The 25,122-nt window shown below is 54.1% G+C and carries 28 protein-coding genes; 21 read left to right on the forward strand and 7 right to left on the reverse strand.

Features of this window, described 5'->3' with window-relative positions; genetic code table 11:
- Nucleotides 1-2: 2 nt before the first annotated feature.
- From A3L09_RS01460 to A3L09_RS01480, 5 genes are all read right to left on the reverse strand, one after another.
- Nucleotides 3-1,067, reverse strand: coding sequence for an ABC transporter substrate-binding protein (locus A3L09_RS01460; RefSeq protein WP_088857292.1), 1,065 nt, complete (start codon nucleotides 1,065-1,067; stop codon nucleotides 3-5).
- A 10-nt stretch (nucleotides 1,068-1,077) separates the two neighbouring features.
- Nucleotides 1,078-2,292 carry a TIGR04053 family radical SAM/SPASM domain-containing protein gene (locus A3L09_RS01465; protein ID WP_232473554.1) on the reverse strand — a complete coding sequence of 405 codons (1,215 nt, stop codon included), beginning with the start codon at nucleotides 2,290-2,292 and terminating at the stop codon, nucleotides 1,078-1,080.
- Nucleotides 2,293-2,382: 90 nt separating this feature from the next.
- Entirely contained in the window at nucleotides 2,383-3,378 is a 996-nt protein-coding gene (cydB, locus tag A3L09_RS01470) for a cytochrome d ubiquinol oxidase subunit II (protein ID WP_088857294.1), read from the reverse strand.
- The gene (locus A3L09_RS01475) at nucleotides 3,378-4,901 is read right to left on the reverse strand and encodes a cytochrome ubiquinol oxidase subunit I (RefSeq protein WP_088857295.1); all 1,524 of its coding nucleotides are present in this window, start codon (nucleotides 4,899-4,901) and stop codon (nucleotides 3,378-3,380) included. Before A3L09_RS01475 ends, cydB begins: the two co-directional genes overlap by 1 nt.
- Nucleotides 4,902-5,017: 116 nt before the next feature.
- Nucleotides 5,018-5,221, reverse strand: a complete 204-nt coding sequence (locus A3L09_RS01480; protein ID WP_088857296.1) for a hypothetical protein — start codon at nucleotides 5,219-5,221, stop codon at nucleotides 5,018-5,020.
- Between the two features lie 148 nt (nucleotides 5,222-5,369).
- Between A3L09_RS01480 and A3L09_RS01485 the strand changes: the two genes are divergently transcribed.
- The 21 genes from A3L09_RS01485 (at nucleotide 5,370) to A3L09_RS01585 (ending at nucleotide 23,663) form a co-directional block, all read left to right on the forward strand.
- Nucleotides 5,370-6,518: an NAD(P)/FAD-dependent oxidoreductase gene (locus tag A3L09_RS01485; RefSeq protein ID WP_088857297.1), complete on the forward strand. Its 1,149-nt coding sequence runs from the start codon at nucleotides 5,370-5,372 to the stop codon at nucleotides 6,516-6,518.
- Nucleotides 6,519-6,528: 10 nt separating this feature from the next.
- Nucleotides 6,529-6,951, forward strand: coding sequence for a DUF1641 domain-containing protein (locus A3L09_RS01490; protein WP_088857298.1), 423 nt, complete (start codon nucleotides 6,529-6,531; stop codon nucleotides 6,949-6,951).
- A gap of 28 nt (nucleotides 6,952-6,979) precedes the next feature.
- On the forward strand, nucleotides 6,980-7,867 hold the full coding sequence (gene hemH, locus A3L09_RS01495) for a ferrochelatase (RefSeq protein ID WP_088857299.1): 888 nt from the start codon (nucleotides 6,980-6,982) through the stop codon (nucleotides 7,865-7,867).
- The gene (locus tag A3L09_RS01500; protein WP_232473555.1) at nucleotides 7,854-8,228 is read left to right on the forward strand and encodes a hypothetical protein; all 375 of its coding nucleotides are present in this window, start codon (nucleotides 7,854-7,856) and stop codon (nucleotides 8,226-8,228) included. Before hemH ends, A3L09_RS01500 begins: the two co-directional genes overlap by 14 nt.
- Nucleotides 8,229-8,324: 96 nt before the next feature.
- Entirely contained in the window at nucleotides 8,325-9,194 is an 870-nt protein-coding gene (locus A3L09_RS01505; RefSeq protein ID WP_088857300.1) for a DUF3887 domain-containing protein, read from the forward strand.
- Nucleotides 9,195-10,115, forward strand: a complete 921-nt coding sequence (locus A3L09_RS01510; RefSeq protein ID WP_088857301.1) for a polyprenyl synthetase family protein — start codon at nucleotides 9,195-9,197, stop codon at nucleotides 10,113-10,115.
- A 121-nt stretch (nucleotides 10,116-10,236) separates the two neighbouring features.
- Complete coding sequence (locus tag A3L09_RS01515; protein WP_088857302.1) at nucleotides 10,237-11,703, forward strand: hydrogenase 4 subunit D; 1,467 nt, start codon at nucleotides 10,237-10,239, stop codon at nucleotides 11,701-11,703.
- Nucleotides 11,700-13,607 (forward strand): complex I subunit 5 family protein, encoded by a 1,908-nt coding sequence (locus tag A3L09_RS01520; protein ID WP_232473556.1) that lies wholly within the window; start codon nucleotides 11,700-11,702, stop codon nucleotides 13,605-13,607. The genes A3L09_RS01515 and A3L09_RS01520 overlap by 4 nt, the downstream gene beginning before the upstream one ends.
- A complete protein-coding gene (locus A3L09_RS01525) occupies nucleotides 13,604-13,888 on the forward strand; it encodes a monovalent cation/H+ antiporter complex subunit F (RefSeq protein ID WP_088857303.1) in 285 nt (94 codons plus the stop codon). Before A3L09_RS01520 ends, A3L09_RS01525 begins: the two co-directional genes overlap by 4 nt.
- Nucleotides 13,885-14,334 carry a monovalent cation/H(+) antiporter subunit G gene (mnhG, locus tag A3L09_RS01530; protein WP_088857304.1) on the forward strand — a complete coding sequence of 150 codons (450 nt, stop codon included), beginning with the start codon at nucleotides 13,885-13,887 and terminating at the stop codon, nucleotides 14,332-14,334. Before A3L09_RS01525 ends, mnhG begins: the two co-directional genes overlap by 4 nt.
- 1 nt (nucleotide 14,335) lies before the next feature.
- Entirely contained in the window at nucleotides 14,336-14,593 is a 258-nt protein-coding gene (locus A3L09_RS01535) for a hydrogenase subunit MbhD domain-containing protein (protein ID WP_088857305.1), read from the forward strand.
- Nucleotides 14,590-15,354 carry an MnhB domain-containing protein gene (locus A3L09_RS01540; protein ID WP_088857306.1) on the forward strand — a complete coding sequence of 255 codons (765 nt, stop codon included), beginning with the start codon at nucleotides 14,590-14,592 and terminating at the stop codon, nucleotides 15,352-15,354. Before A3L09_RS01535 ends, A3L09_RS01540 begins: the two co-directional genes overlap by 4 nt.
- The gene (locus A3L09_RS01545) at nucleotides 15,351-15,740 is read left to right on the forward strand and encodes a sodium:proton antiporter (RefSeq protein WP_335755340.1); all 390 of its coding nucleotides are present in this window, start codon (nucleotides 15,351-15,353) and stop codon (nucleotides 15,738-15,740) included. The genes A3L09_RS01540 and A3L09_RS01545 overlap by 4 nt, the downstream gene beginning before the upstream one ends.
- Nucleotides 15,737-16,234, forward strand: coding sequence for a Na+/H+ antiporter subunit E (locus A3L09_RS01550; RefSeq protein WP_088857307.1), 498 nt, complete (start codon nucleotides 15,737-15,739; stop codon nucleotides 16,232-16,234). The genes A3L09_RS01545 and A3L09_RS01550 overlap by 4 nt, the downstream gene beginning before the upstream one ends.
- A 9-nt stretch (nucleotides 16,235-16,243) precedes the next feature.
- The gene (locus A3L09_RS01555; RefSeq protein WP_088857308.1) at nucleotides 16,244-17,839 is read left to right on the forward strand and encodes a proton-conducting transporter transmembrane domain-containing protein; all 1,596 of its coding nucleotides are present in this window, start codon (nucleotides 16,244-16,246) and stop codon (nucleotides 17,837-17,839) included.
- 120 nt (nucleotides 17,840-17,959) lie between these two features.
- A complete protein-coding gene (locus A3L09_RS01560) occupies nucleotides 17,960-18,658 on the forward strand; it encodes an FmdE family protein (RefSeq protein WP_088857309.1) in 699 nt (232 codons plus the stop codon).
- Complete coding sequence (locus A3L09_RS01565; protein WP_088857310.1) at nucleotides 18,655-19,791, forward strand: iron ABC transporter substrate-binding protein; 1,137 nt, start codon at nucleotides 18,655-18,657, stop codon at nucleotides 19,789-19,791. Before A3L09_RS01560 ends, A3L09_RS01565 begins: the two co-directional genes overlap by 4 nt.
- Before the next feature lie 5 nt (nucleotides 19,792-19,796).
- Nucleotides 19,797-20,831 carry a FecCD family ABC transporter permease gene (locus tag A3L09_RS01570; protein ID WP_088857311.1) on the forward strand — a complete coding sequence of 345 codons (1,035 nt, stop codon included), beginning with the start codon at nucleotides 19,797-19,799 and terminating at the stop codon, nucleotides 20,829-20,831.
- Complete coding sequence (locus A3L09_RS01575; RefSeq protein ID WP_088857312.1) at nucleotides 20,828-21,574, forward strand: ABC transporter ATP-binding protein; 747 nt, start codon at nucleotides 20,828-20,830, stop codon at nucleotides 21,572-21,574. The genes A3L09_RS01570 and A3L09_RS01575 overlap by 4 nt, the downstream gene beginning before the upstream one ends.
- 83 nt (nucleotides 21,575-21,657) lie before the next feature.
- A complete protein-coding gene (locus A3L09_RS01580) occupies nucleotides 21,658-22,530 on the forward strand; it encodes an Mrp/NBP35 family ATP-binding protein (protein ID WP_088857313.1) in 873 nt (290 codons plus the stop codon).
- Nucleotides 22,531-22,601: 71 nt separating this feature from the next.
- Nucleotides 22,602-23,663: a hypothetical protein gene (locus tag A3L09_RS01585; protein WP_157727177.1), complete on the forward strand. Its 1,062-nt coding sequence runs from the start codon at nucleotides 22,602-22,604 to the stop codon at nucleotides 23,661-23,663.
- Here the strand turns inward: A3L09_RS01585 and A3L09_RS01590 are convergent.
- Nucleotides 23,653-24,381, reverse strand: a complete 729-nt coding sequence (locus A3L09_RS01590; RefSeq protein ID WP_088857315.1) for a DUF2110 family protein — start codon at nucleotides 24,379-24,381, stop codon at nucleotides 23,653-23,655. The two genes, A3L09_RS01585 and A3L09_RS01590, sit on opposite strands and share 11 nt — an antisense overlap.
- A 33-nt stretch (nucleotides 24,382-24,414) precedes the next feature.
- On the reverse strand, nucleotides 24,415-25,002 hold the full coding sequence (tfe, locus tag A3L09_RS01595; RefSeq protein ID WP_232473601.1) for a transcription factor E: 588 nt from the start codon (nucleotides 25,000-25,002) through the stop codon (nucleotides 24,415-24,417).
- Nucleotides 25,003-25,122: the final 120 nt, after the last annotated feature.

The following is a 25,122-nucleotide window of genomic DNA, read 5'->3' on the forward strand; positions in this document are numbered from 1 at the left end:
GGTCAGGAGAGGCTGTAGAACCTCTTGAGGAAGTCGTTGGCTTTGTCCTTCCAGTCCGGATAGTAGTCAGGGTAGATGGCCTTTCCTACCACCCAGATCCCGACGGCCATGCGCGGGCTCCAGCGGAGGAAGCTGTCCTTATCGAGTTCAGCTTTAAGGACGTAGACGTTGCCCTCGTTAACTGCCTTTATGCCCTTCCACGCCTCATCGTTCAGCATCTCGTTCTTAATTGCCTCAACTTTGTCGTAGGGAGTTACCGCACTCGTGAGCAGAATAAGGACATCTGCATCTTTGAACTGGGCTATGATCTTCTCCTTGTCGAGCGGGACTCTAACCGGGCTGTAGCCTTTGAAGGTGAAGTTGGCCATGTATTCTGCCCCAACCAGCCTAACCGCCTGGGCAAGAACGTCGTTGCCGTTGACGACGAAGTACTTGCCCATTATCGGCTGTATCATGACGACTTTCTTCCTCTTCTCAGTGGGTATCTTCTCGGCGATCTTCTTAACTTCGCTGACCTGCTCGTTGAAATAGCTGGTGAACTCTCTCGCCTTATCTTCTCTCCCAAAGACCTTTCCAAGGAGTTCTACTGCCCTTGGAATGTCCTCCAGTTTGTCCTCGCGGAGCATTATAACTGGGATTCCGTAGCTGGTCGACCTGCTCAGGAATTCGTCAACGTCGTAAAACTTCTTGAGGTAGAGGTTCACCATGAGGTCCGGCTTTAAAGCTAAAACCTTCTCCCAGTCGTCTATCTTGAGCCTCTTTCCTACTATTGTCTTGTTCTTGAGCTTGTCGGAGAGGAATGTATCGGCTTTAGCTTCAGCTGGTATTCCGACGACCTGGTTTTCTGCACCCAACAGCTGGACTATCTCAAGGGCAGAAGTGGACAGTATAGCAGCCCTCTGCACCGGGACCTTAAGGGTAACGCTCCGCCCTGCGAGGTCATTAACTGTTATCTCTTTGGGTGTCGCGGATGTTGTTTTCTCACTGCTTCCAGAGTTGCTCACACATCCGGCTGAGAGGACTGAGAGGAGTAAAACTGCTATGAGGATTATCCCGGCCTTCCTCATCTCCACCACCTCAAACCGGCTTTTCTTCACCAAAGGTTCCGATCGGGAGTTTTATTCCGAGTTGGGAGGCGAGCTTGAGGTAGGTTCCGGGCTGGTAGGGACAGGCGGGATCTTCAGCGAGTGGATCAACATGGTAGGCATAAGCCCTTGCCCTGCTCCCGCCGCAGACCTCTTTGAACTCGCAGGCTCCGCATCTTCCTTTGAACTCGGCCGACCGGAGCTTTCTCATAAGCTCTGAGTTCTGGTAGATATCCACGAGGCTCTTCTCCCCCACGTTTCCAGCCGGATAAGGTAGGAAGCCGCTTGGATACACATCGCCGCGGTAGGAGATGAAGACTATGCCCTTGCCGTCCCTCGTTCCCATAGTTTGAGCTTTTGCTTCTCCTCCCTCTCCGAGAAGCTCTACCAACCTCTTCTTGAGCCTGAAGTAGAGTTCTCCAGGCTTAAGAACCTCGTCCGGGTTTATCCCCTTCTCCTCGAGGGCCTTCCTCATTATGGCAACTCTCCTGAACATCGGCCCTTCGGTGGTTCTCACGAGAAGGTGTTTTGACGCCTCGTAGAGGAAGTGGGTAACGTCCTCCCACTCCTCTGGCCTCAGATCGCTCTCGAAGCTCCCCCTGCCAGTGGGAACTAGGTAGAAGACCTCCCAGATGTTCACGCCGAGGTCTTTGAGGAGCTTGACCATATCTGGGAGGCCATCAACGGTCTCGCGCATAACCACAGTGTTTACCTGAACGCTCACTTCTCTCTTCAGGAACTCCTTTATAGCCCAGACTGTCCTCTCCCACGTCCCTTCTATGCCCCTTATCGAATCGTGAACCTCCGGGAAGGGGCTGTCGAGGCTTATACTTACCGCTTTAACGCCGTGCCTGACTATCTCGTTTATCGTCTCCTCCGTGAGGAGTGGAGTAACCGCTGGAGCGAGACCGACGCGAATGCCTTTCTCCACGGCGTAATCGATAAGCTCGAAGATGTCCTTCCTCATTAGCGGGTCTCCACCGGTGAGGATGAGTATCGGGTAGGGCCTTCCAAAATCTGTGAGCGAGTCTATCAGCTTCTTTCCCTCTTCGGTTGTCAACTCTCCTGGAAGGGCCTGGAGGATGGCCTCAGCGCGGCAGTGCTTGCACTTGAGCTGGCATGCCTTTGTAGTCTCCCAGAATACGAGGATGGGCTTTCTGTCGTAGGGCCATTGGTTAGATTTCCCTCGGTGCATTTCGACCACCATCTTTTAGGTTACCAAAATAAACTTAGCACTGCCGAAATATAAACCTTTCCCTTGGAAGTTCGAAATTCAAAGGTAAAGAAAAAGAAGGGCTTAGTAGTAGCCTTTCGCTTCCTCGACCTTTCCGCCGAACATCCTGTAGACGTAGAGGGTGTAGGCCATGATGATCACTGCAAGTATTACTGAGACTCCCAGCACTGCCTGGAGTGTCAGCGGTGATGCGGCTAAATCATTGATGCTGAGCTTGAAGTTCGGGTCGGTCGTTGAGATGACCCAGTAGGGATACATGCTGTAGTAGACGAGATAAACAACCAGCGGGAAGGCCAGCCAGCTGATGTAGAAGCTGAGCTTCTCGTCCCCCTTCTTGATGAGGTAGCCGTCGAGCAGTCCTGCTATAAGGATTATCAGCGTCAGCGTCAGGCCGAGCGGCGTCAGTGCCCTTTCGAAGCGAAGAGGTGCCCAGATCTTCATGCCGACCACGACGAGCAGCAGGAAGACCACCGTGAGGATCCAGAAGTTGAATGCCTGCTTTCTCATCTGCTCCTGGAGCTTTCCGGTCGTCTTGTAGACCGCCCAGTTGGCCCCGTGCCACATCACCGCGAAGAGGACGAAGAGGCCGACTATCAGCGGGAACGGCCTAAAGAGCGTCAGGAGCGAGCCGTGGAAGCCGCTGGCATCTATCGGAATTCCCTCTATGAGATTGCCGACGATGACGCCGATGACGAGCGGTATGAGTGCACTGACGAGAGCGAAGAGCTTGTCCCAGAGGGCCTTGTTTCTGTTCCTGAACTCAAAGCCAACGGCCCTGAATATGAACAGGAACGCCAGCAACCAGACTGCGAGGTAGAACGTGCTGAAGAGCGTCGCGTAGAGGGCCGGCCACATTGCAAAGATTCCTGCACCCCAGGTGATGAACCAGACCTCGTTGCCGTCCCACACCGGGGCTATCGTGTTGATTAGTACGTCCCTGTCCTTCTGGTCCTTGACGAAAGCTAAAAGGCTTCCCAGTCCGAGGTCGAAGCCGTCGAATGCCAGGTACATTCCAAGGAGGAAAGCCGAGAAGTAATACCAGGCAGTCGCGTAGTCCATCACTGACCACCTCCCGCGGCGCTAACGGCTGGGGCGGGCTTGGCGGTTGGGTCGCCCTCAACGGGCTCGGGCCCCTCCCTGACGAGCTTCTTGACGAAGTGGAGCCAGATGTAGAACAGTATCGTGTAGACCACGACGAAGCCTATTAGGGTTATGAGAACGCTGGTTGCCGAGACGTTGGATGAGACGCCGGTGTTTACCGTAACCATTCCCCAGACCATCCAGGGCATCCTGCCGACTTCGTGGGTGAACCAGCCGGCTTCACCTGCGAACCACGGGAGCGGGAGGGTGTAAACGAGCACCTTGAGGAACCATCTAGAGTCGTAGAGCTTGCCGAGGAGCAGGAGGAGCACTCCAAGGCCGCCTATCAGGATGAAGAGCGTTCCAAGGCCGACCATGACGCGGTAGGCGTAGAACATGAATGCAACCGGAATGCTCTCCTCGAGAACCTCGACCATCTTCTCGTTTGCCTTCGGGTCGTTCGGATTAATTCCGTGGGCCCTCATAATCTGCTCGACGACCTCCTTCTTCACCTTCTCGTCTGCGTAGTTCGGGTTGTTGAGCACCTGCTGGTACCAGACGTACTCGGCCGCGTCGTGTAATCCGAGGACCTTAGCGTTCCAGTCTCCGAAGGCCAGCCAGCTCAACAGCTTAGGAATTCCTATGGCCGCTTTGACCTCCCGGTTCTTCTCGTCAACTATTCCGAAGACCAGCATAGGTGCGCCTTCCTCTGTCTTGTAGAGACCTTCGTCGGCCGCCAGCTTGGTTGGCTGGTACTTGGCTATGACGGCACCCTCCTCATGGCCGGTTGGGTAGAGCTGGATTATCGAGCTTATAGCGAGAACGACTATTCCTATAGCTACCGCGCTCCTTGCCACCTGAACGTGCCTCTTCTTGAGGAGGTAGTAGGCACCGACCGCGGCAACTATGTAAGCACCTGTGATTATGGCCGAGTTGATGGTGTGGGTGTACTGGCTAACCATCAGCGGGTTGAACACAGCTTTCATGAAGTCGGTCAGCTCGGCCCTCGGTCCAAGCGGAGTGTCCTTGATTATGTACGCGGATGGAACCTGCTGCCAGCTGTTTGCTATGAGAATCCAGAGGCCGGAGAGGCTTGAACCGATGAAGACGAAGAACGAGGCGAACCAGCTTATGACCCTCGGGAGCCTGTCCATGCCGAAGAGCAGAACGCCGATGAAGGTCGACTCCAGCGCGAAGGCGAAGAGACCCTCGAGCATCAGCGGCGGACCGAAGATTGAGCCAACGAACGTTGAGTAGTTTGCCCAGTTGGCACCGAACTCGAACTCCATGACTATTCCCGTTGGAACGCCGAGAACGAAGAACACTCCGAGCCACTTGCTGAAGAACTTCGCTGCCTTGTGCCACTGCTCCTCGTTGGTTATCGCCGCCATTGTCCAGAGGAGGAATACCATGAAGCCCATTCCTATGCTTGCCGGCACGAAGATCCAGTGGTAGCCTGCGGTTAAGGCGAACTGAATTCTAGACAGCAACACCGGATCCATTCCACGTCACCTCCAAGTTTGTCCCTCAAACTCAGGATACCGACTCCCAAACTTATAATGTTTTCGGGAAGTCGAATATTCTTCTGGTTAAAAAAATGAAAATTTTGATGGCGGAACTAACTTCCCGCCTTTGGCTTGCTGAAAAAACCGATTCCATGGGCCTCGGCTGCGTAGAGAGCGAAGCCGACAGTGAAGAGCATTCCTACCACAATCCATACAACGTTGTGCAGCAGGAATGCAAACAATACGAACAGCAGTGTCAAGAGTATGGCGACCAGTCCTATCGTTACCTCCTTCCCGGTTTCAGCTTTCACGGCCATGGTGCATCACCAGAAGTTGACTTGACCTTCGCTTCTTATATCGTTTTCGGCAGATAGCTATTCCAAACTGAAAGGGTACGATAATCAAAAGGGTTAAATACCCAAGTTTCCCAATTTTTTTAGACATGCCTAACGAGGAGGTGCAGTTATGGCGAAGGTTTTGATACTCGGCGGAGGAACCGCCGGACTGGTCGCTGGGAGGTATCTGACTGCTGAGGCAAAGAGACTTGGGATTGACGTTGACGTAACGATGGTCACCGCGAGCGAGAGGCACTACATGCCGCCGCTGTTCATGGAAGTGGCCTTGGGTTCAGCCGCTCCACATGAAACGTGGGCACCGATAAAGAACGCGGAAAAGGTCTATGGCTTCAAGGTCGACATCGATAAAGTTACGGACATAGACTTAGCTAACAGGCATGTAAAGACCGAGAGCGGAAAGGTCTACGACTACGACTACCTCTTCCTCGGCCTCGGTGTCAAGTACGTCTGGGACAAGTACAAGGGCATGAACGAGTACGGCTACCACAACTTCACGCTTGATGGGGCGGTTGAGCTCCACGAGAAGCTCTTCCAGTTCAAGGGAGGTAAGGTAGTCATCTACACTCCAGAGGGGCCACACCGCTGTGGAATCTACCCCTACGAGATGAGCCTCAACCTCAGGATGTACTTCGAGCACCGCGGAATAGAGGACGTCGAAATAACCGTCGTCCACCCTGATAAGGAGCCTGCCATCGGACTCGGACCCGACTTGATCCGGTTCTTCAGCAGGGAGATGGAGAAGGCTAGGGTTAAGTTCATACCAAACGAGGGTCACGTCGAGATAACGCCCAACAAAGTCGTCACCAAGAACGCAGAAGTCGAGTACGACCTCCTCATAAAGGTGCCGCCGATAGCGATACCGGATGTTATGGCCTTCATGGCCGACGATAAAGATCCAAGGTGGGCGAAGGTTAAGGGACCGGACTTCAGGTATCCTGACTACGATGAAGTTTACATCGTCAGCGAAGCTTCAATGCCACCACTTGGACTCCTTACCGCTGGCGTTCCGCTCCACAACGCGGCGATAGTTGCTTCAACTAGCATACTCCACAGGATACACGGTGGTTATCCGGTTGCCGAATACGCGCCGACCCTCTGTGTGGGACACGGCTATAACACCGGCTTCTCAGGAAACTGCGAGTACGAGTGGAAGGGCAACAAGTACAAGCGCGAGTGCTACCTGCTCTTCAAGAGCCCGCTCGTGAGGCTGATGAAGGATTCCTTCTACAGGGGCTGGCTCGACAGCCTGAGGTTGTGAGGTGGTGAAGATGAGCGAACTTAATCTCACTCCGGAAGAGATAGCGGCCGTTAAGGAGCTCGCCGAGGTTGCTCTAGCTCTCAAGAAGGGCGGGACCCTCGGCCTGCTCAAGGCCGTGACCGAGAACGGAGACAAACTCCTCGAGACCATAGCGGAGGAAAAGGCAGTTTTGAGACTCCTCGGTGTTGGAAACGCGGCCCTCGAACCCGTTAGAGAGCTTGAAACGAGCGAGGTCAGGGAGATAGAGTGGAACACCGAGGAACTCGTTAGGGCGCTCCTTAAGGCTTTGTCTAAGACGGATCCGAAGGAGATCCCGAGGGTTGGCATGACGGCTGCACTCGGTTATCTCAGAGATGAGGACGTTCAGAAGGGCCTCGGCTTCCTGCTGACCCTCGCCAAGAACCTCGGAGCGGCCATGAACGGCAAGCTCTGACCCTTTCATTCTTTATGGGGGTGAACTCGTGAGGATTCTCTTCACTTACATGGGAGCGCCCACAACTCCAGATGAAATAGGGGACTTCATCTTCCGCTTCCTCTACGATGTCAGGCACCACATAGGCCTCGACGTTCCAGGGGCTAGGGTAATAATCAAGGGAATAGCTAAGGCCAGGGCGAGGCAGGTTAAATCCCACTACGACGCGATAGGTGGTAAAAGCCCCCTCGTGGATTACATGCGCGAGATAGCTGAAGGGGTGAGCGAGAGAACAGGCTATGAGATAGAACTCGGTATGTGCTACTCAAGGCCACTCCTTGAAGAGATTGAAGGGCCCTTCGATTTGGTCTTCCCGATGTACCACGTCTATTCAAGCTCAACGACAGAGCGCTGTCTCGTTAAAATCCGTGAACTCTTTGGCGAAGTTCCCTATGTAAGAGAGTGGTATGAGAACGGGAAGTTCGTTGTGTGGGTCAGGGAGAACATCAGGGCTGGCCTTAAAGAGAGCGGCTTTGAGAACCCTTACGTTATCCTAAGTGTTCACAGCCTTCCGAAGAGGGTCATAGACGAGGGTGACCCCTACCTAGAGAGCCACCAGAAGCTTGCCAAAACCGTCATGGAGGCCTTTGACTCCCCCTGGGAGATCGCCTTCCAGAGCAAGTTCGGAAAAGGTGAATGGCTCGGCCCGGATGTTCCCGAGGTCCTTGAAAGGCTGAAGGGAGAGGGAGTTGAGGAGGTTCTAGTTTATCCGCTCAGCTTCCTGGTTGAGAACATCGAGACCCTCTACGAGCTGGATGTTGAGTATAAGGAGGTCGCCGATAAACTCGGTTTGAAGTACTACCGCGCCAGGTTGAATCACCGCAGTCCCCTGCTCATCGAGGCTATCTCGGAGGTGATTGAGAATGCATCCGGTTAAAACCCAAACCCGTGAGGTGAGCGATATGAGGAGCTTTGCCAACGCTTTCATAGCCTACATCATGGGCTTCGTCGGGGGAATTCCCCTTATACTAATGAAGGACACCGACGAGTTCACCAAGAAGCACGCGGCCTACTCCAGCGTCCTCGGATTTTTCGCCTGGCTGGCGTTCATGGCGGTCTGGCACATGCCCGTGAACAAGGTCTACCCCCACTTCGGGCCGGCTATCTACGTCGTTTACGCCTGGTTGATATATGCTCTCTTTGGAATTTACACCTACATGAGGGGCAGGCTTTACAGAATTCCCGGAATAGACGGTCTCGCCGAAAAGCTCATTAAGGGCCTCTCCAACGCCGTGTGAGGGATAACCATGAAAAAAGCCCTGGTAATCTTTCTTTTTGCTCTCATACTTTTATCGCCTGTTTTCGCCAGCTCTCCTGCTCGAGGCGACGAATTCATGGGGAAGTTTATTGGGGCGATAAACACTGGGAACTACTCCCTTATAGAGCCGTATATGAGCGACGAGCTTAAGGCGCAGTTCACGGAGGACTACTTCCAGAACCTCAGGGAACTAACGCTGAAAAACTACGGGAAACTGAAGGAGTTTACCTATGATGGCAACGAGACCCGGGGGGATTTGTTAAGGCTGAAATACACGGTCAATGCCGAAAAGGGCTCGTTCCCGGTTCTCATCGTCTACCGCAACGATGAACTCGTTGGTCTTGCCCTTGGACTAACTCCGAAGCCCAACCCCACGGGCATGCTCGCGGCCATGGGGGGTGCGCTAATCGCTTTAGTTGGTCTCTACCTGTGGAAGAGGAGGCTGAGCCTTTCGGAGCTTGCGTTGGGTTCCGGGCTGGCGCTGGTTCTTGCAATAATCCTTCCATTCTACTCCCTAACCGGAACTCTCCTCCTTTCAAGGGCTGTTTCCATTCCACTAGTATCTCTCCTCAGCGCTCTGACTATCGAGGCTGGAAAGTACTACCTGGCAAAAAACAGAGATGGCCTCTCCATTGGCCTCGGTCTCGGCATCGGTCAGTTCATCCTTCTTGGGATAGGAACGTTCGTTGCCACCAACTTCATAATGAAGCTCCCTGTCTCGTTCACCGGAGACGTTCTGCCTTTATTCCTTGAGGCCGTGATTTTCACTGCTTTCTATGCTTTGAGCACGGAGGTCTACTCAAAGAAGAGGGGCATGCTGCCTTTTACGGTTTTTGTGATATTTGAGTTTCTCTCGCTCTACCTCCTCGGTCTTGGGAGTGTCTACGGCTCACTGGTAATAGCTCTGGCCGGAGCCGCGTTAGCCTGGAAGCTCGGGGGTGAATAAATGGAGTCGCTGGATTCAAAGATGCTGGAATTCCTTGAGGGGAGCGTTGAACTGGCCCAGAAGGTCAGTGAATACGTCATAAAGAGCGGCGGAAAGAGGATAAGGCCGAGAATAGCTCTGGCCGTTTCGAGGGGCTTCGGCCTCGATGAGAGGGACGCCCTTGACCTGGCCGCTTCAATAGAGCTCATCCACACCGCCAGCCTAATCCACGACGACATAATAGACCTTGCCGAGAAGAGACGGAACAATCCGACCGTTGTGATGCGCTGGGGTCCTGAACTGGCTGTTCTGAGTGGAGACTTCCTATTCATAAGGGCTCTCCGGGTCATCGCTTCCAAGAAGCTTGAGATGGTCGACTACGTTGCCAAAGTGGTTGAGGATATGGTGAAGGCGGAGATACTCCAGGAAGCCGTTAGGGGAACCGTCCACCTCGACGTTGAAACATACTACAAAATCATCGATGGGAAGACCGGGAGGCTCTTCGGGGCTTCATTTGCCCTCCCCGCGTACTACCTTGGAAAACCGTTTTGGAGGGAGCTTGACAGTGCTGGAACGCTCGTAGGGAGGGCCTTCCAGATAGTTGACGACGTCCTTGACTACTTCCCCGGAACCGGAAAGGACCGCTTTAAGGATCTCCTGAACGGGAAAGCCACGCTCCCGCTCATCCTCTACACGGAACGCTACGGCTCTTCCCTAGTTGAAAAGACCCTCAGAGAACCCACCGAGGAAAACCTCCTTGAGCTCTTCGAAAGGATGAGGAGTTCGGGGGTATTCACAGAGGCCGTTGGGATTGCCAGGGATTTCGTTGAGGAGGCCCTTAGAACGATCTCGTCACTTCCGTTCGATTCAAAATCGGTTGTTGAACTTGTTTCCAGTTACTTCGGAGGTGCCTTCGCGAAGTTTGAAAACCTCTCGCCGTAGCCTATCATCTTTCGCACTTTGTATACAATTGTCAAAAAGGATTTCGTGTATGGACGAAAAAGCTTAAAAGGGTTCGTTAGACAAACCTAATAGATTTTTGGCCAGCGTGGGAGGGAAAGCTATGATAGGGCTTCTTGCGGCACTGGCTTACGTTGTTCCGCTCATCGGGGGGTTGATACTCTTCAAGCTGGACGAGAGAAAAGCGGATGTTGTCATGCTCTCATCGTTCATCTCGGCTTTAATTGCCCAGCTCGGCGTTGCCTACCTCTTCTTAACGGGGCATCAAGAGATGGTTCACATTCCCTACCTCACCACTAAAAACCTGGGTGAGGTCTACGGGATAATAATAGACCCGATGAGCGTTTTGATAGGCACCGTTGTTGCAGTTGCGGGCTTCATATTCATGTTCTACGGCGTCGAATACATGAGCGAGAGGAACGTCGGCCATCCGGGCGGAAAGGGGAGGGGTCTCTTCTACGCCTGGATGACCCTCTTTGAAGGTGCTACGCTTGGCTTCATCTACTCTTCGACCTTTCTCGGTCTGCTCATCTTCTTCGAGCTTATGGGCCTTGCCTGTTGGGGTGTCGTCAGCTATTATAACACTCCGAAGGGGAGAAGGGCGGGCTTCAAGGCCTTCATAATCCCAAATGTTGGGGCGATGATAGGCTTCTATACTGCCATCGGAATAGGCATAACCCAGCTCCACGATCTCAGCCTGTTCTCCCTCTCCCACGTTGCTCCCTCCGTTAAGCCCTGGCTGTTCATAGCTCTCCTCTTCGCTGGTTATACGAAGAGCGCCCAGTTTCCAACATACTCGTGGATTCCGGACGCTATGGAGGCTCCAACTCCAGCTTCAGCATTCCTCCACGGTGCGGCGATGGTGGAGATGGGTGTCTACCTAGTCGCCAGGGTTCTCCAGTTCATCGGCCACCTCCCGATCTGGGTCTTCTACTTCATGGCGATAATGGTCTCCCTAACGCTCCTAATTCCGATACTCAACTACCCTGTCCAGAAGGACGCGAAGAGACTTCTAGCATACTCAACGGTTGCTGAAGCGGGTATAATGTTCGTTGGACTGACCTTTGCATCCTTGGGCCTCGATATAGGCCTCAAAGCGGCGATGTTCCAGCTCACTACTCACGCCTTCGTGAAGGGTCTCGCCTTCCTCACCGCTGGAACTTTCACATACTCACTCGGAACGCTCGACATGACGAAGATAAGCGGACTGAAGGACGTCCTCCCGGTTAACGGCTTCTCCTGGGCGGTGGCTTTACTCGGTCTTGCCGGTCTTCCGCCTATGGGCATAGCCTTCAGCAAGGCGGAGCTTTTAACGGACCTGATCGCTCTTAAAACTACATCCCTGGCGTGGCTTCCGATAATAATGGTACTCACCGATTCGGCGGTGTTCCTGTGGGTGGGGATGAAATGGATTGGAAGGAACGTCTTTGGAAAGCCGAGCGTTGAAAAGGCCCCAACGCACTGGATCATCAACGCCTCACTGATAACCCTCATTCTCCTGACTCTGGTTTCCGCCATCCTGGCTTATCCGCTCGTTGAGGAGATAACGTTCTACGGGGTGGGAGCATGATGGCGCTCACGAGTTCATCCTTAATATCACTGGCACTGGCCTTCTTTGCCCTGGGTGCGGTAGCTCCTCTCTTCAGGCGGGACTTCCGGGTGAGCCTGCCCCCCGCTGTAATCGGATCCCTTCTCACGCTCTTCGTCGGGGCCTATGGTGTTTATCATGAAATTGAGGGAGAGATACTCTCCGGTCTCCTTCAGACGGAGGTTGGTATAGGGCCCCTGAACGGCTTTTTCATAGCCTTCCTAGGTCTTGTTGGCCTCTTCGTCTCCCTATACCTTCTGCACTACGACATGGAGCCTAGGCATATGACCTTCTCACTCGCCTACAACGGAACGCTAGCCTCGTCCCTGCTCTTCTTAGCGACGGACAACCTTGAGAAGCTCACGCTCTCCTACGAGCTTATGGCGGTCTTTACACTGGCGCTCTTCCTCTCAACGGTTCCTAAGAGGGGACGCGTAACTGCCAGGAACTACATCGTCCTTACCCAGATCTTCGGTATAATCCCCCTCCTGATAGCCACCAGCCTTGCTTACTCTGCCGTTGGAAGTCTTCACGGCCTCACTTTTGAGGCCCTCAGGGAGAACCTCGATAAACTGCCCGTTGGGGTCTGGCTTCTCTACGTTCTCTACCTCTTCCCTGCCTTGGTGAGGTCGGGTGTGTTCCCGTTCCATACATGGGTTCCTAGGGTTTACCGGAGGCTTCCCTCACCGCTCGTTCCAATCTTCATCGCCCTTGAGGGGAATGGGGTTTATCTCTCGCTCAGGGTGTTCTTCGAGACACTCCCTGTTTCCCAGGTTCTTGGCTACACCCTGGCGTTCCTGGGAACGGTCTCGGTCTTTGCCACCCTCTACTCCTTCAAGGAAATACGCCTGAAGACCAAGTTCGCCTACCACAGCGTCATGGACGTCGGCGTCTCCTACTTCGCCCTCGGTTCAGCCCTCATTCTTGGCGGAGAGTTTGGCACCGTGGCGTTGGTTGGTGCAATCCTTCACACCCTCTACCAGACCCTCTACAAGAGCGCCATCTTCTTCGGTCTGGGTGCGATAGAGCACTACGGCGAGGAGCCTAACATATGCTCCCTGAGGAAGCTCCTTAGGGGTCATGTGATAGCCCTCCTGATCTCGCTTTCGGCCTTTTCGATGGCTGGGGTACCCCCTCTGGCGGCCTTCGTGAGCAAATGGCTGATCTACGAGGCCTCCTTCGGAACGGCCAACGTCTACCTCTGGGCAATGGGACTGACGGTGGCTTTCCTCGGCCTCTTCCCGTTGGCATCGATCCTGCAGGTCAGACGCATCAACAGCCTCCTCTGCAAGAGGGAAGTGGAGAGGGATGAGATACCCCTATACATAAGGGCTGTAACTGGTGTAGTGGCCTTCTTCGGCTTCCTGGTGGCGGTCTTCCCGCTGATGGTCTTTCCCTGGCTCCAGCACATAGTTGTGGAACTCACCGGGCTGGAAATGGGGGGCCTTTCGGAGGCCTTCTTCACTGATCTGAATGCCGGCTTCGCGGTTTCCATCCTCTTCCTCTCGACTTACGCCGGCTGGAGGCTGGGCAGGATGCCAACGGATAGGGCCAGCGAACTTCTCCTCATCTTCTACAACATGGGCGATATCCTGCGCTTCACCACTGACTTCTTCCTGAAGGAGGTCAAGAAGGCGTATCTGAGATACCTCCTTCCGGTCGTTAAGGTCGTTCCGAAACACGAGCTTCCGCTGATTAAGGACTACGACGATGCTTTGGATTACCCAGTCAGACACCTCGACGAGGCCATGTTCATGCCATTAATAAGGCTCTTTGAGAGACTCGCCAGATGGGGCGGTGAGAGGAACCTCGATATGAACGCCCTGATAAGCGGGTTCGCGATAGCTCTGGCTCTGTTAATAGCCCTGCTGGGGGTGGTATCTTGAACATCGTTGATGTTTTTCAGGAGGTTCTCTATTTCGCGGCCGTCATCTATACCCTTGCCTTCGTCCTCTACGGAATAAGAGCCATAAAAGGGCCGACCACAGCCGACATCATCCTCGCGGTTGACTGTCTGTCCTTTGACATGGCGGCCTTCATGGTGATACTTGGAATATACTTCAAGTCCATCATGCTTGCGAGCGGCGCGATAATCCTTGCCCTCTGGGCATTCATGCTTGACATCTACTACACCAAGTACGTCCTTTACGGGGAGGTGGAGGTATGATCGAGCAGATCATATTCATAATAGGCTCAATCGCCATCCTCCTCGGGGCCATCTACGATCTCATAGCGGCCATAGGGCTTCTCCGCTTTGGGGACTTCTACATGAGGAGCCACGCGGCGACGGTGGGTACCATAGGGGGCGCCGCTTTGCCCGTCTTTGGAGCCGGACTGGTTGCCCTCGTCTATCAACCTCTCGGTGAGCAGAGGTTCTTCATGGCAGGCATAGCGTTCACAGTCGGCGTCCTAATCCTGCTCATAGCACCAACCGGATCGCACTCACTCGTCTCGGCAGTTTACTTTGGAAAGATTGGGAAGAAGCCCAAGTTAGTAGTTGATCACCTTGAGGGAGACCTTCCAAAGAGGAGCGACGTTGCCGAGCTGGTGAGGGAACACGAAGAGGTTCCTGGGGAGGAAGAAGAACCGAAGTTCACCTTCAGGAGGGTCTGAGATGCAGGAGTTTCACCTCGTAATCCTGGCTATAGTAGTCTCCTTCGGTTTCGTCTTCAGCTATCTGGCCATGAAGGAGCATGACCTCCTCAAGGCACTCGCCCTCAGCTCCGTCCAGTCAACTTTCTTCGCCCTTGGCTTCTACATCCTGGCCGCTCCGGACATAGTTCTGGCGTATCTAGCTATAGCAGTCGGCGCTTATACAGCTCTGGTCATCCTCGCGATAAGCAAAACGGAGAGGTATGAGGTGGGAGAATGAGGCGAGACGTTTACGTTGCCGTGTCCTTCCTGCTGGCTTTCCTGGTGATTTCATACGCGATAACGGTAAAGGACGTTCTTGGGATAGCCCAGAACCCCCTCAGGACCCTTGGCGAGTTCTACCTGAGTCATGCCTTCGCCCACGAGGGCCTGACGAGCCACAGCCCAGAGGTGGTAACCGCTATAGTCTGGAACTACCGTGGGTTCGATACCCTCTTTGAGACTTTTGTGTTCTTTCTGGCGATCATGGGGGCCTTAAGCGTGCTCAGACTAACCAAAGAGCAGGAAAAAAGTGTCCGCGACCTCGAAGCGAGAGAACCGCACAGGCAGATGGATCTCATAGTGAGGGCAACGGTGAAACTCGTCGTCATCATGATAGTCTCAATTTCGGCCTCAATAGCCCTCCACGGCCACCTAACACCTGGAGGCGGCTTTCAGGGAGGTTCGGCCATGGCTGTGGCTGCATTACTCCTCTTCGCGGCCTTCAGCAAGTTCACTCTGGAAAGGAAGGGATTAACATTGAGGCACACAGTCTCGGCATACGCCCTCGGTCTGGCGCTTATCCTGACAACGGTCCTCGTCCCGGTCTTCCTCTACGGCGGAAAAATCCTCCAGATAAACCTTCTTCCAGGGGAGACCGGTCTCTTCAACCTTGACGTCGGCGAGTACACCGCGGTCACCTTCGGATTCCTGACGGTGTTCTTAGTCCTCGGGATCTCCGAGTGGATATTCAAGAGCGTCCTACGGAGGGAGGTGCGGTGATCGCGAGCTTTCTCATCTTTTACATCACGATAACGCTCTTCGCAATGACTTTCCTTGGAATCTACGGCGTTGCAACCAGATCCAACCTCATCAAGAAGATCATCATGCTCAACGTGATGGGCGATGCGATAAACATGCTCTTCGTCCTCGTCGGGTACCGCCTAGTGTATCCCGTCTTTCCTCCGATATACGAGAAGCACCTAACGGTTGAGGAGTTCCTGGGCAGGGCAGTTGATCCCGTCCCGCAGGCGCTGGTGTTAACGGCGGTCGTCATAGGCATGGCCATGAACATACTCCTAACGACCTACGCGATCCAGTTTTACCGCCTCCACGGGACGGTTGACGCCCGTGATATGGCAGAGATAATGAGGGGGGAGAGGGAATGAACGTGAGGTTCTCTCCTGGGACGTTCTTCATAGCGCTCGCCGTTTATCTGTTTTACACGGGCTCGGTCAGCGAGTACGACCTGATAACGGGGAGCATCGTCGCCCTCATTATCTCGCTCATAGTCGGCCACTGGCTCATAGAGAACGACCTCAAGTTCTTTTCACCTAAAAGGTGGTTCTACGCGATAACTTACGGCCTCAGGTACTTCTTCATAGAAGAGACCAAAACGCATATCGACGTGGCCAAGAGGGTCTTCACTCTCAAGGCCAACCCCGGAATCGTTAGGATTCCACTTGAAGTTAAAAGTGACTACGGGAAGGTTCTCGTTGCCAACTCGATAACCAACACCCCCGGAACGGTAGTTGTGGACATCAGCGACGACGGGAAGTGGCTCTACGTCCACTGGATCGACGTGAGCACGCTCGATGATAAGGAGATCAAGGAGAACGTAGTTGCCTACTTCGAGGACTACGCGAAGAAGATATTCGACTGAGGTGAGAGCATGGAGGTTGGAATAGTCCCGGTCATACCGCTCGGCTTTGCCTTCTTCCTCCCCTTCATAGCCTTTGCAACAGGAAAGAACAGGAAGGTCGTAATAGCCTATGCCCTGACTGCTCAAACGGTAGCCCTAATCGCGGGAATAAAGCTCTTTAGGATGGTTTACTCCTCGAATGAGCCGTTAGTTTACGCTTTCGGAAACTGGATAGCGCCGATAGGCATCGTCTTTGAGGTTGACAGACTCTCAGCTACGCTGGTTTTGACTGCCACTTTCGGCTTCCTGATGGCTGGAATATACTCAGCTAAATTCATCAGGGAACACGGAATAGAGTTCTTCTACACCTTCCTCCTTGGCCTTGAGGCCGGAACCCTCGGGGCCTTCATGACGGGCGATGCCTTCAACTTCTTCGTCATGATGGAGGTTCTCGGCGCTTCCGCCTACGCGATAGTTGGCTTTTACAGGAACAGGAGCGAGAGCATCGAAGGGGCCTTCAAGTACGGGATAAGCGGTGCCGTTGCCACGAGTCTCTACTTCCTTGCCCTCGGCTTCGTGTACTCCTCCCTCGGGACGGTCAACATGGCTGATTTAAGCGCCAAGTTCCATAACATAAGCTTCCCGGTAACGGTGAAGGTCTTTGGAGACCCGACTTTGGCCCTCGGAATCTTCTTCGCCTTAACTATATCGATGGTTCTCGTAAAGAGCGCCATCTTCCCCGGCCACTACTGGCTCCCGGATGCATATCAGGGCGCTCCGATACCCGTTGGAGCTGTCCTGAGCGGCTTCGTTGAGGTCGTTGGAATATACGCCCTCATGAGGTTCCTCTACACGGTCTTCCAGGGAGTTTCGTTCTCGGGCTGGCTCTCGCTGGTCTTCTTCACGCTCGGAACCGCGACAGCTTTCCTCGGTTCCCTGATGATGCTTGTCCAGAGGGACGTTAAGAGGGTCATAGCTTATTCGACGATACTCCACATGGGCTACCTATTCATGACTCTCGGAGTTGGGACGGAGCTCGCTGTTCTGGCTATAAACTTCCACATCGTAAACCACGCCATAGCCAAGATGCTCCTCTTCTTCACCGTCGGAGCTTTCATCCACGAGACTGGGGAGACGACCATAGACGGGCTGGCTGGAGTTGGGAGGAAGATGCCGGTAACTACCTTCCTCTTTGGACTCGCAACACTCAGCCTCGTTGGAGTTCCACCTCTCAACGTCTTCTTCAGCAAGATGCTAATCTTTGACGCTGTGATACAGAAAAGCGTCTGGCTCGGCTCTGTGGTTATAATCACGAGTGCCATAGCGGCCTGGGCCTACTTCAGGGTTCTCGTTACTCTCTGGCGCGGGAAGCCAGTCGAGGGACACGGCCATGGGGGGCATGACGAACACGAAGGGAAAGAACACCCCGAGGACTCCCATGAAATGAAGGAAGACTGGATCCTCACATCGGTGAACCTAATCCTGGGTGCGTTGGTGGTTCTCTTCGGAATCCTTGCGCCGGTGTTAATAGACAGTTATTTCCACCAAGCGGCGGTTCAGGCCATGGACTATCAGAGCTACATTGAGGCCGTACTGAAGTGCGTGCAGGCGCTCTCTCCGGGGTGAAGCTGTGATAGATACGTCATTACCCCATCGGGAACCGTTTTGGTTCTTCACCTTTCGTTCATAACACCGAATTTAGAAAAAGATTAAAAATGTGCTACTAGAAAGACAATTGGTGATACCATGCTCACTCTCAACAGGCTTGTCGAGGAGAGGGATACGGAGGCCATTTTAGAGTACGCGAGGGAGTTCCACGGGCACGCATGCCCCTACCTCGCTCTTGGAATCAGAGCGTCGCTGGTGGCGATGGAGGAACTCGGCGTCGGCAGGCTCGACTACTCCGGAAGCGTTGACGAGTCGATCCTGGCGATAGTCGAGGTCAACAGCTGCTTTACCGACGGCGTCCAGGTAACAACGGGCTGCACACTCGGGAACAACTCTCTGATCTACCTCGACCTCGGAAAGACGGCTTTAACCCTCGTGAGGCGCTCGACGTGGGATGGTGTTAGGGTCTACGCCGATGCGGAAAAGCTTGCCAAGTACTACCCGCCCGGGGCCGTGGAGCTCTTCAACAAGGTCGTGAAGGAGCGTAAAGGAACTCCCGAGGAAAGGAAGCGCCTCTGGGAGCTGTGGGAAGAGGCCGCTATGGGGATGCTTCACCTTCCGAGGGAGGAGTTCAAAATCGAGCGCGTGAGGGTCCCACCGATAGAGCAGGCTCCAATATTTGGGAGCGTGCGCTGCTCCAATTGCGGAGAGCTCGTTATGGAAACTAGGGCAGTTTACGTGGATGGGAATCCCTACTGCCTCAACTGCGCTGGAGAAAAGTATCTGGGCGTCATCGGGCGCGGGATAGTTGAACTCAACGGGAGGATGAGGGTATGAAGAGGTTGATGTTCGTTCTGCTCGTACTGCTCGTGGTTTTTGTGAGCGGGTGTGTGGGCACCTCACCATCAGGGGAAACCGGAACAACATCTCAGAAATATCTGACCGTAAAGGACTCCCTTGGGAGAAGCGTTCAGGTTCCTCCCAACGTTCAGAGAGTAGTCGCCATCGGGCCTGGAGCGCTGAGGCTCGTCGTCTACCTAAACGCAAGCGACATGGTTGTTGGCGTTGAGGACTTTGAGAAGAAGTACCCCTACGGCAGGCCCTACATCCTTGCACATCCCGAGCTGAAAGACCTGCCGAGCGTGGGTTCAGGAGGTCCGGGCAAGCTTCCGGACGTTGAGTCCCTAATACGCCTCAAGCCGGACGTGATAATAGCGGTCTTCATAAGCGGGGAGCAGGCCGATGAGATTCAGGAGAAGACCGGGATCCCGGTTGTCGTCCTCAGCTACGGCGCGAGGAGCGGAATGGAGAACTTCAACGATCCAGAACTCATAGAGTCTATCCAGCTCGCCGGTAAAATCCTCCACAGGGAAGAGAGAGCGAAGGAGCTTGTTGACTTCCTCAACTCGGTCCAGGAGGACCTCGGAAAGAGGGCAAAGGGGGAGAAAAGCCCGCGGGTCTACGCCGGCGGGATAGGCCACAAGGGAGCCCACGGGATAGAGAGCACATACGGCGATTACGCTCCCTTTGAAGCCCTGAACCTCACCAACATAGCATCTTCCCTCGGTTCCGGGTGGAAGACCGTTGACAAGGAGTGGCTTCTCAGGGAAGATCCTGACTACCTCTTCATCGATGAGGGGGGCCTGAAGATAATCCTCGATGACTACGGAAAGAACCCGGACTTCTACAGGGCCCTAAGAGCCGTGAAGGGGGGCAGGGTGTACGGCTTACTTCCCTTCAACTTCTACAACACCAACCTCGGTACCGCTATAGCTGACACTTACTACATCGGAAAGGTCGTCTACCCAGACCGCTTCGCCGACGTTGACCCAGTGAAGAAGGCGGACGAGGTCTACACCTTCCTCGTTGGAAAGCCAGTCTACGAGGACATGGCGAACCAGTTCGGCGGCTTCGGAAGGATAGACCTCGAGAACGGAAGGGTTAAGTATTCCCTGCCGACTTCCCCGTGATGGCTATGGACTACGAGGGATACGTTGCCAGGAAGCTCTCCATTGGCCTTCTCTTGCTCCTTCTTACCCTCTTGGTTAGCCTCTACTCCCTCTCCCACGGTTCGTACTACCTGTCCATCCGGGAGGTTCTCGGTGCGCTCGTCGGGAGGGGGAGCGAGAGTGCTTCCCTTATCGTTTGGAAGGTTCGCCTGCCGCGCATAGTGGCCGGCCTCCTCGTTGGGGCGGCCCTGGCCGTGGCCGGCGCTGTGATGCAGGGCTTTCTAAGGAACCCCCTGGCGACCCCCTTCACGATGGGAGTCTCGCACGGGGCTATGTTCGGTGCTTCCTTCGCAATAATCCTAGGCGCGGGATACGCGGAAAGTACCGGCAGGATATCCCTTGGCAATCCCTACGCGGTGGTGCTTTTTGCCTTCATCGGTTCCATGGTTGCTGTGGGCGTAATACTTCTCCTGGCGAGGCTCAAGGGGCTCTCACCTGAGGCCATAATACTCGCGGGTGTTGCGATGAGCTCTTTCTTCGTGGCGCTGACGACCCTCGTCCAGTACTTTGCCGACGAGCTTCAGCTTGCCGCGATGGTCTACTGGAGCTTTGGAGACCTCGGGAGGGCCACGTGGCGGGAGAACGCCATAATGTTCATCGTGTTCACGCCAGTCTTCGTGTACTTCGTCGTGAAGAGGTGGGATCTCAACGCGTCGGCCGTTGGTGAGGAAGTTGCAAAAAGCGTTGGAGTCGACGTCGAGAGGGTTCGTTTGATATCCACGTTCCTGGCGGCCCTCATAACCGCCGTGAGCGTCGCCTTCGTCGGGGTGATAGGCTTCATAGGCCTTATAGCCCCCCACGCGATAAGGCTCGTTGCGGGAGGAGACTACCGATTCCTTATTCCCCTCTCTGCCCTCGCAGGTGCTCTCCTTCTCGTTACTGCAGACGCCGTCGCGAGGCTGATTATGGCTCCAATGATGCTCCCGGTTGGAGTAGTGACCTCCTTCCTCGGCGCCCCGACTTTCATATATCTCCTGATAAGGATGGAGGGGAGGAGATGAAGGCCATTAGGGCGAGGAACCTTCGCTACTCATACAACGGTGCCGAGGTTCTGAGGGGGCTTGACCTGGAGATAGGTGAGGGTGACTTCGTCGTGATCCTCGGGCCGAACGGCGCTGGAAAGAGCACCCTGCTGAAGTGCCTCTCAGGAATTCTCAAGTGCAGTGGAGTTGAGGTCTTTGAAAAGCCCATTGGAGAATACCAACGCGATGAACTTGCGAAGCTGATATCCTATGTACCCCAGAGGACGGAGCCCGGGTTTATGACGGTGTTTGATACGGTTCTCCTCGGCAGGAGGCCCTACATGGGATTGAGGCCTTCAAAACGGGACGTGGAAGCTGTGAGAAGCGCGCTGAAGAAGCTCGGGATAGAACACCTTGCCCTCAAGATCACGAACAGGCTGAGCGGCGGCGAGCTTCAGAAGGTTGGTGTGGCGAGGGCTCTGGCCCAGGAGCCGAAAATCCTCATGATGGACGAGCCGACCAACAACCTGGATATAAAAAGCCAGCTTGAGGTTATGAGGATAGCGAGGGAGTTCTCTTCGGAGGGGAACACTTCCATTCTGGTGATGCACGACGTTAACCTTGCACTCCGCTTTGCCGAAAGGTTCGTGTTCATGAAGAATGGGGAAATCGTTGCCGACGGAGGTACCGAGGTTCTCACTCCTGGCCTGTTCAAAAGAGTCTACGGGGTTGAGGTTGAGATCGCTGAGGTAAGGGGAGTTCCCGTTGTGGTGCCCCTCTAATTGCCCAGATGTGGGTAATGCTGTCAAATTTTGGGACAAAGCTTTTAAGTTCCTTCATTCAACCTAAGCCGGAGGTGTTAAGCATGACGATCAAAGCTCCCACACTCAACGTTCCCGGTCTCGGTGCGGACCCACTCGCCGAGAGAATAAAGGAGAAGCAGAGCAAATGGAAGTACAAGATAGCCGTCCTGAGCGGTAAGGGCGGCGTTGGGAAGAGCACAGTCGCGGTGAACCTCGCGGCGGCCCTCGCGAAGAAGGGCTATTTCGTGGGTGTCCTCGACGCGGACATACACGGCCCCAACGTGGCCAAAATGCTGGGCGTTGAGAAGGCCGACGTTCTGGCGGAGAGAATGGAAGATGGAAGGTTTGAGATGATCCCGCCAATGAACGACTTCATGGGGCAGACCACCCCAATTAAGGTCATGAGCATGGGGTTCCTCGTTCCCGAGGATCAGCCGATCATCTGGCGCGGTGCGCTCGTTACCAAGGCCATAAAGCAGCTCCTAGGCGACGTCAAGTGGGGGGAGCTCGACTTCATGATAATCGACTTCCCGCCTGGAACTGGCGACGAGATACTCACCGTAACCCAGACCCTCCAGCTCGACGCGGCTGTGATAGTCACTACCCCCCAGGAGGTTGCCCTCCTAGACACAGGCAAGGCCGTCAACATGATGAAGAAGATGAAAGTCCCGTACGTTGCGGTGATCGAGAACATGAGCTACCTCATCTGCCCGCACTGCGGCAACGAGATAGACCTCTTTGGAAAGGGCGGCGGAAGAAAGCTCGCCGAGAAGGAGGGCGTGGACTTCCTCGGAGAGATCCCCATCGACCTCAAGGCGAGGGAGGCGAGCGACGCTGGAATCCCGATAGTCCTCTACGAGGACACTGTCTCTGCGAAGGCTTTCATGGATATAGTCGACAGGCTCGTGAAGAAGCTCGAAGGGGACTCTCAGTGAGTTCCCCTTTGTTCAATCTGTGGGTGCATTAACTTTTTAACGTCTTTTTCCCAGACACCCTGGGGGATGGAATGGGCTGGGCAGTTAAATCCTCTGTTGTTTTGGCTTCGTTCGCCCTACTGCTTGGAGGTGTGGGCCTATCACCTGAACTCCTCCAAATGCAGGTCTCAGGTGTGGAAAGCGGAGCCTTTCCATTGAAAGCGGTTCTTCTCTTCGCGGGGGCGGTAATCATTACAATAATTGCCTTCATGCACTCCCTTGGAACGGGAGGGGAGTATTCAGAAGTCTTCTACCTCCTCGCAATCTCGCTGGTGGCCGTCTGGGTTGTCAATTCGAGTCCTCAGCCTCCCCAAGGTTTTGTCTCCAGCATCAACGATGCCCTTCTAAAACTGGGAATCCGGAATCTGAGTGTATCCAGTGAAACCGCGTTCGGAATCTACGTATACACCCTCCTCCTCCTTGTGAGCGGCCTCTTCTACACCGCCCCAAGGCACTCCAGGGATCTTGGCTTTCTGACGTTCGGCATGCTGTTTTCGATGCCGTTTTTCAGATCCCTGATATACCCGCCCAGCCAGGAGATATTCGGCCTGACTGCATTCGTGCTGTCTCTCAGCCTGGCCACTTCTCTTGTCTTTTCTCCAAACCCCATCATTGCGGCCCTCCAAACGTTCCTCCTGTCTCTTCTCACTCTGGTTGCAATAGCCGCCCAGCCATGGGCCATCGCACTTCCATTCGCCTTCATTCTGACTTTCCCGCGAAAGAAGAGAAACGCCGCTTACCTGACCCTGGTCGTTCTCGGTCTGTTTCTGCTGGGACGGGTAGGGTTTCTCCTGGAGTTTTCTCCTTTGCTTCCACCGCTTAGAACGGTTTTTCTTCAGGCCCTCCTCCCCCTCCTTCTCCTTGGGTATATCCTTATCTTTAAGGTGAAGCAGATTCGCATGGTGCTCAGAAACACGAAGGGGCCGACTCCCTTCCTGATCCTTCTCCTACTGGCGTACGGGGTTGGTATCTTTCTCAACCCCGAACTTGTACCCTACGAAGTCCTCATACTCACAGTTCTATCGGTCAGAATGGTCTACCACCTTAGGAACATAGAAAGCAGAAGGGTGAGGGAGCGGGTTCTCAGAACTTAATGGCTCCCATCAGGGTGCCCTTCAGTCTGGGCCCTATCTCCTTGATTATGCCCGGGGCTTGAGTTCCCTTCTTGAGTACGAGCAGCGTCTCCATGAGGCCGAGCTCTTCTATCCTCTTCACGTCCCGCCCGTGTCCCGTCTCTATGAGGGCCCTTTCAACGTTCTCACTGACCGTTCCGGTTATGAACAGCTTGTCGTGACCGTCCTCCAGCCAGCCCCTAATGCGCTTCAGCTGGGCATCGCTCAGTTTCACCTCAACTTCCCGAGCCCCGAACTCAACTTCGGTGACCTCAACCTCCAGCGGGTGGTAGTCTATCCACCCGAGCTCCCTTATGAGCTCCCTCACGGGTTTTTCCTCGAACGTCTTCTTTAAGTAGTAGAGTGGCAGGAGGGCATCTTTAGGCCTCGGCCTCAGGATGCCTATATCAACGTAGGCACCGTAGCCGACCTTTCCGAGGTCTATTAGTTTTCCCCTGTAAACTTTTCCTTCTTCAACCGAGCGGAGGCTCACTGGAATTTCGCCGAACTCCTCCCTGACGAGGTTCGCACTTATCTCCTCGTCCTCACCTTCAAGTGCTACCTTAACCCAGTTCTTGCTTACTGCTGAGAGCTTCCAACCGACGTCAAGATCACCAAGGAGGGCCTTGAGCTTTCTATCGAGCTTGGAAAAACCGCTCCTATCTCCATAAACCTTCTCAGGAATAATAAGCTCTTGCATTCCCACCATCCCCGAAGTTCATTAAGAGACCATTCATGCGACCGCTTCGGCGGCCTTTGACTTGGAAGTCTTCTTTGACTTCCTGGATTTGGACTTCGAGCTCTTCTTGGCTTTGGGCTTCTCCCTCAGTCCAAGCTCTATTTCGAGCTCTTCTATCCTCTTTTTGAGATCCTCCACTATGGCACTGTTGTCATGCTGCATGAGTATGTTGCCGCAGAGAGGACACTGGAACTCGTACTCCATGGCCTCATCAAAGGTCAGCCTCGGGTGTCCCGGTGTGCCGCACCAGTAGTATATCTCCCCTGATTCCTCTTCCAGCATCTCCCTGAGCTTTTTGAGCTCCTCCATTTTTCTTTCCCTGATGATCTCTGGGAGCCTCCTGAGGTCGAGGTTCCAGTAGTAATAGTACCATCCGGTCTCCTTGTCGCGTATCCTTTTGAAGTCAGCCAGTCCAAGGTCGTAGAGTGTGTAGAGGACTTTTCTGATGGTGTTTATTCGTATCTCTGTTATCTCGGCGAGCTCTTCGTCCGTTATGTCCTTCTTTTTCTGGAGAATCTTAACTACTTCGACTGCCTCTTCACCGCCAATTTCCATTGCGAGATCGATGAGCTCCTTGCTCATTCGTTTTTTTCCTGCCACTTGGACGACCTCCAAGAACCTATTTTATCGATAGCCCTAACGAGCACTCAATATAGTGTTATGAACAAAGCAGTATATATAGATTTTTGTCGAAACGACAAC

Origin of the sequence: Thermococcus profundus (genome assembly GCF_002214585.1) — an archaeon.
GTDB lineage: Archaea > Methanobacteriota_B > Thermococci > Thermococcales > Thermococcaceae > Thermococcus > Thermococcus profundus.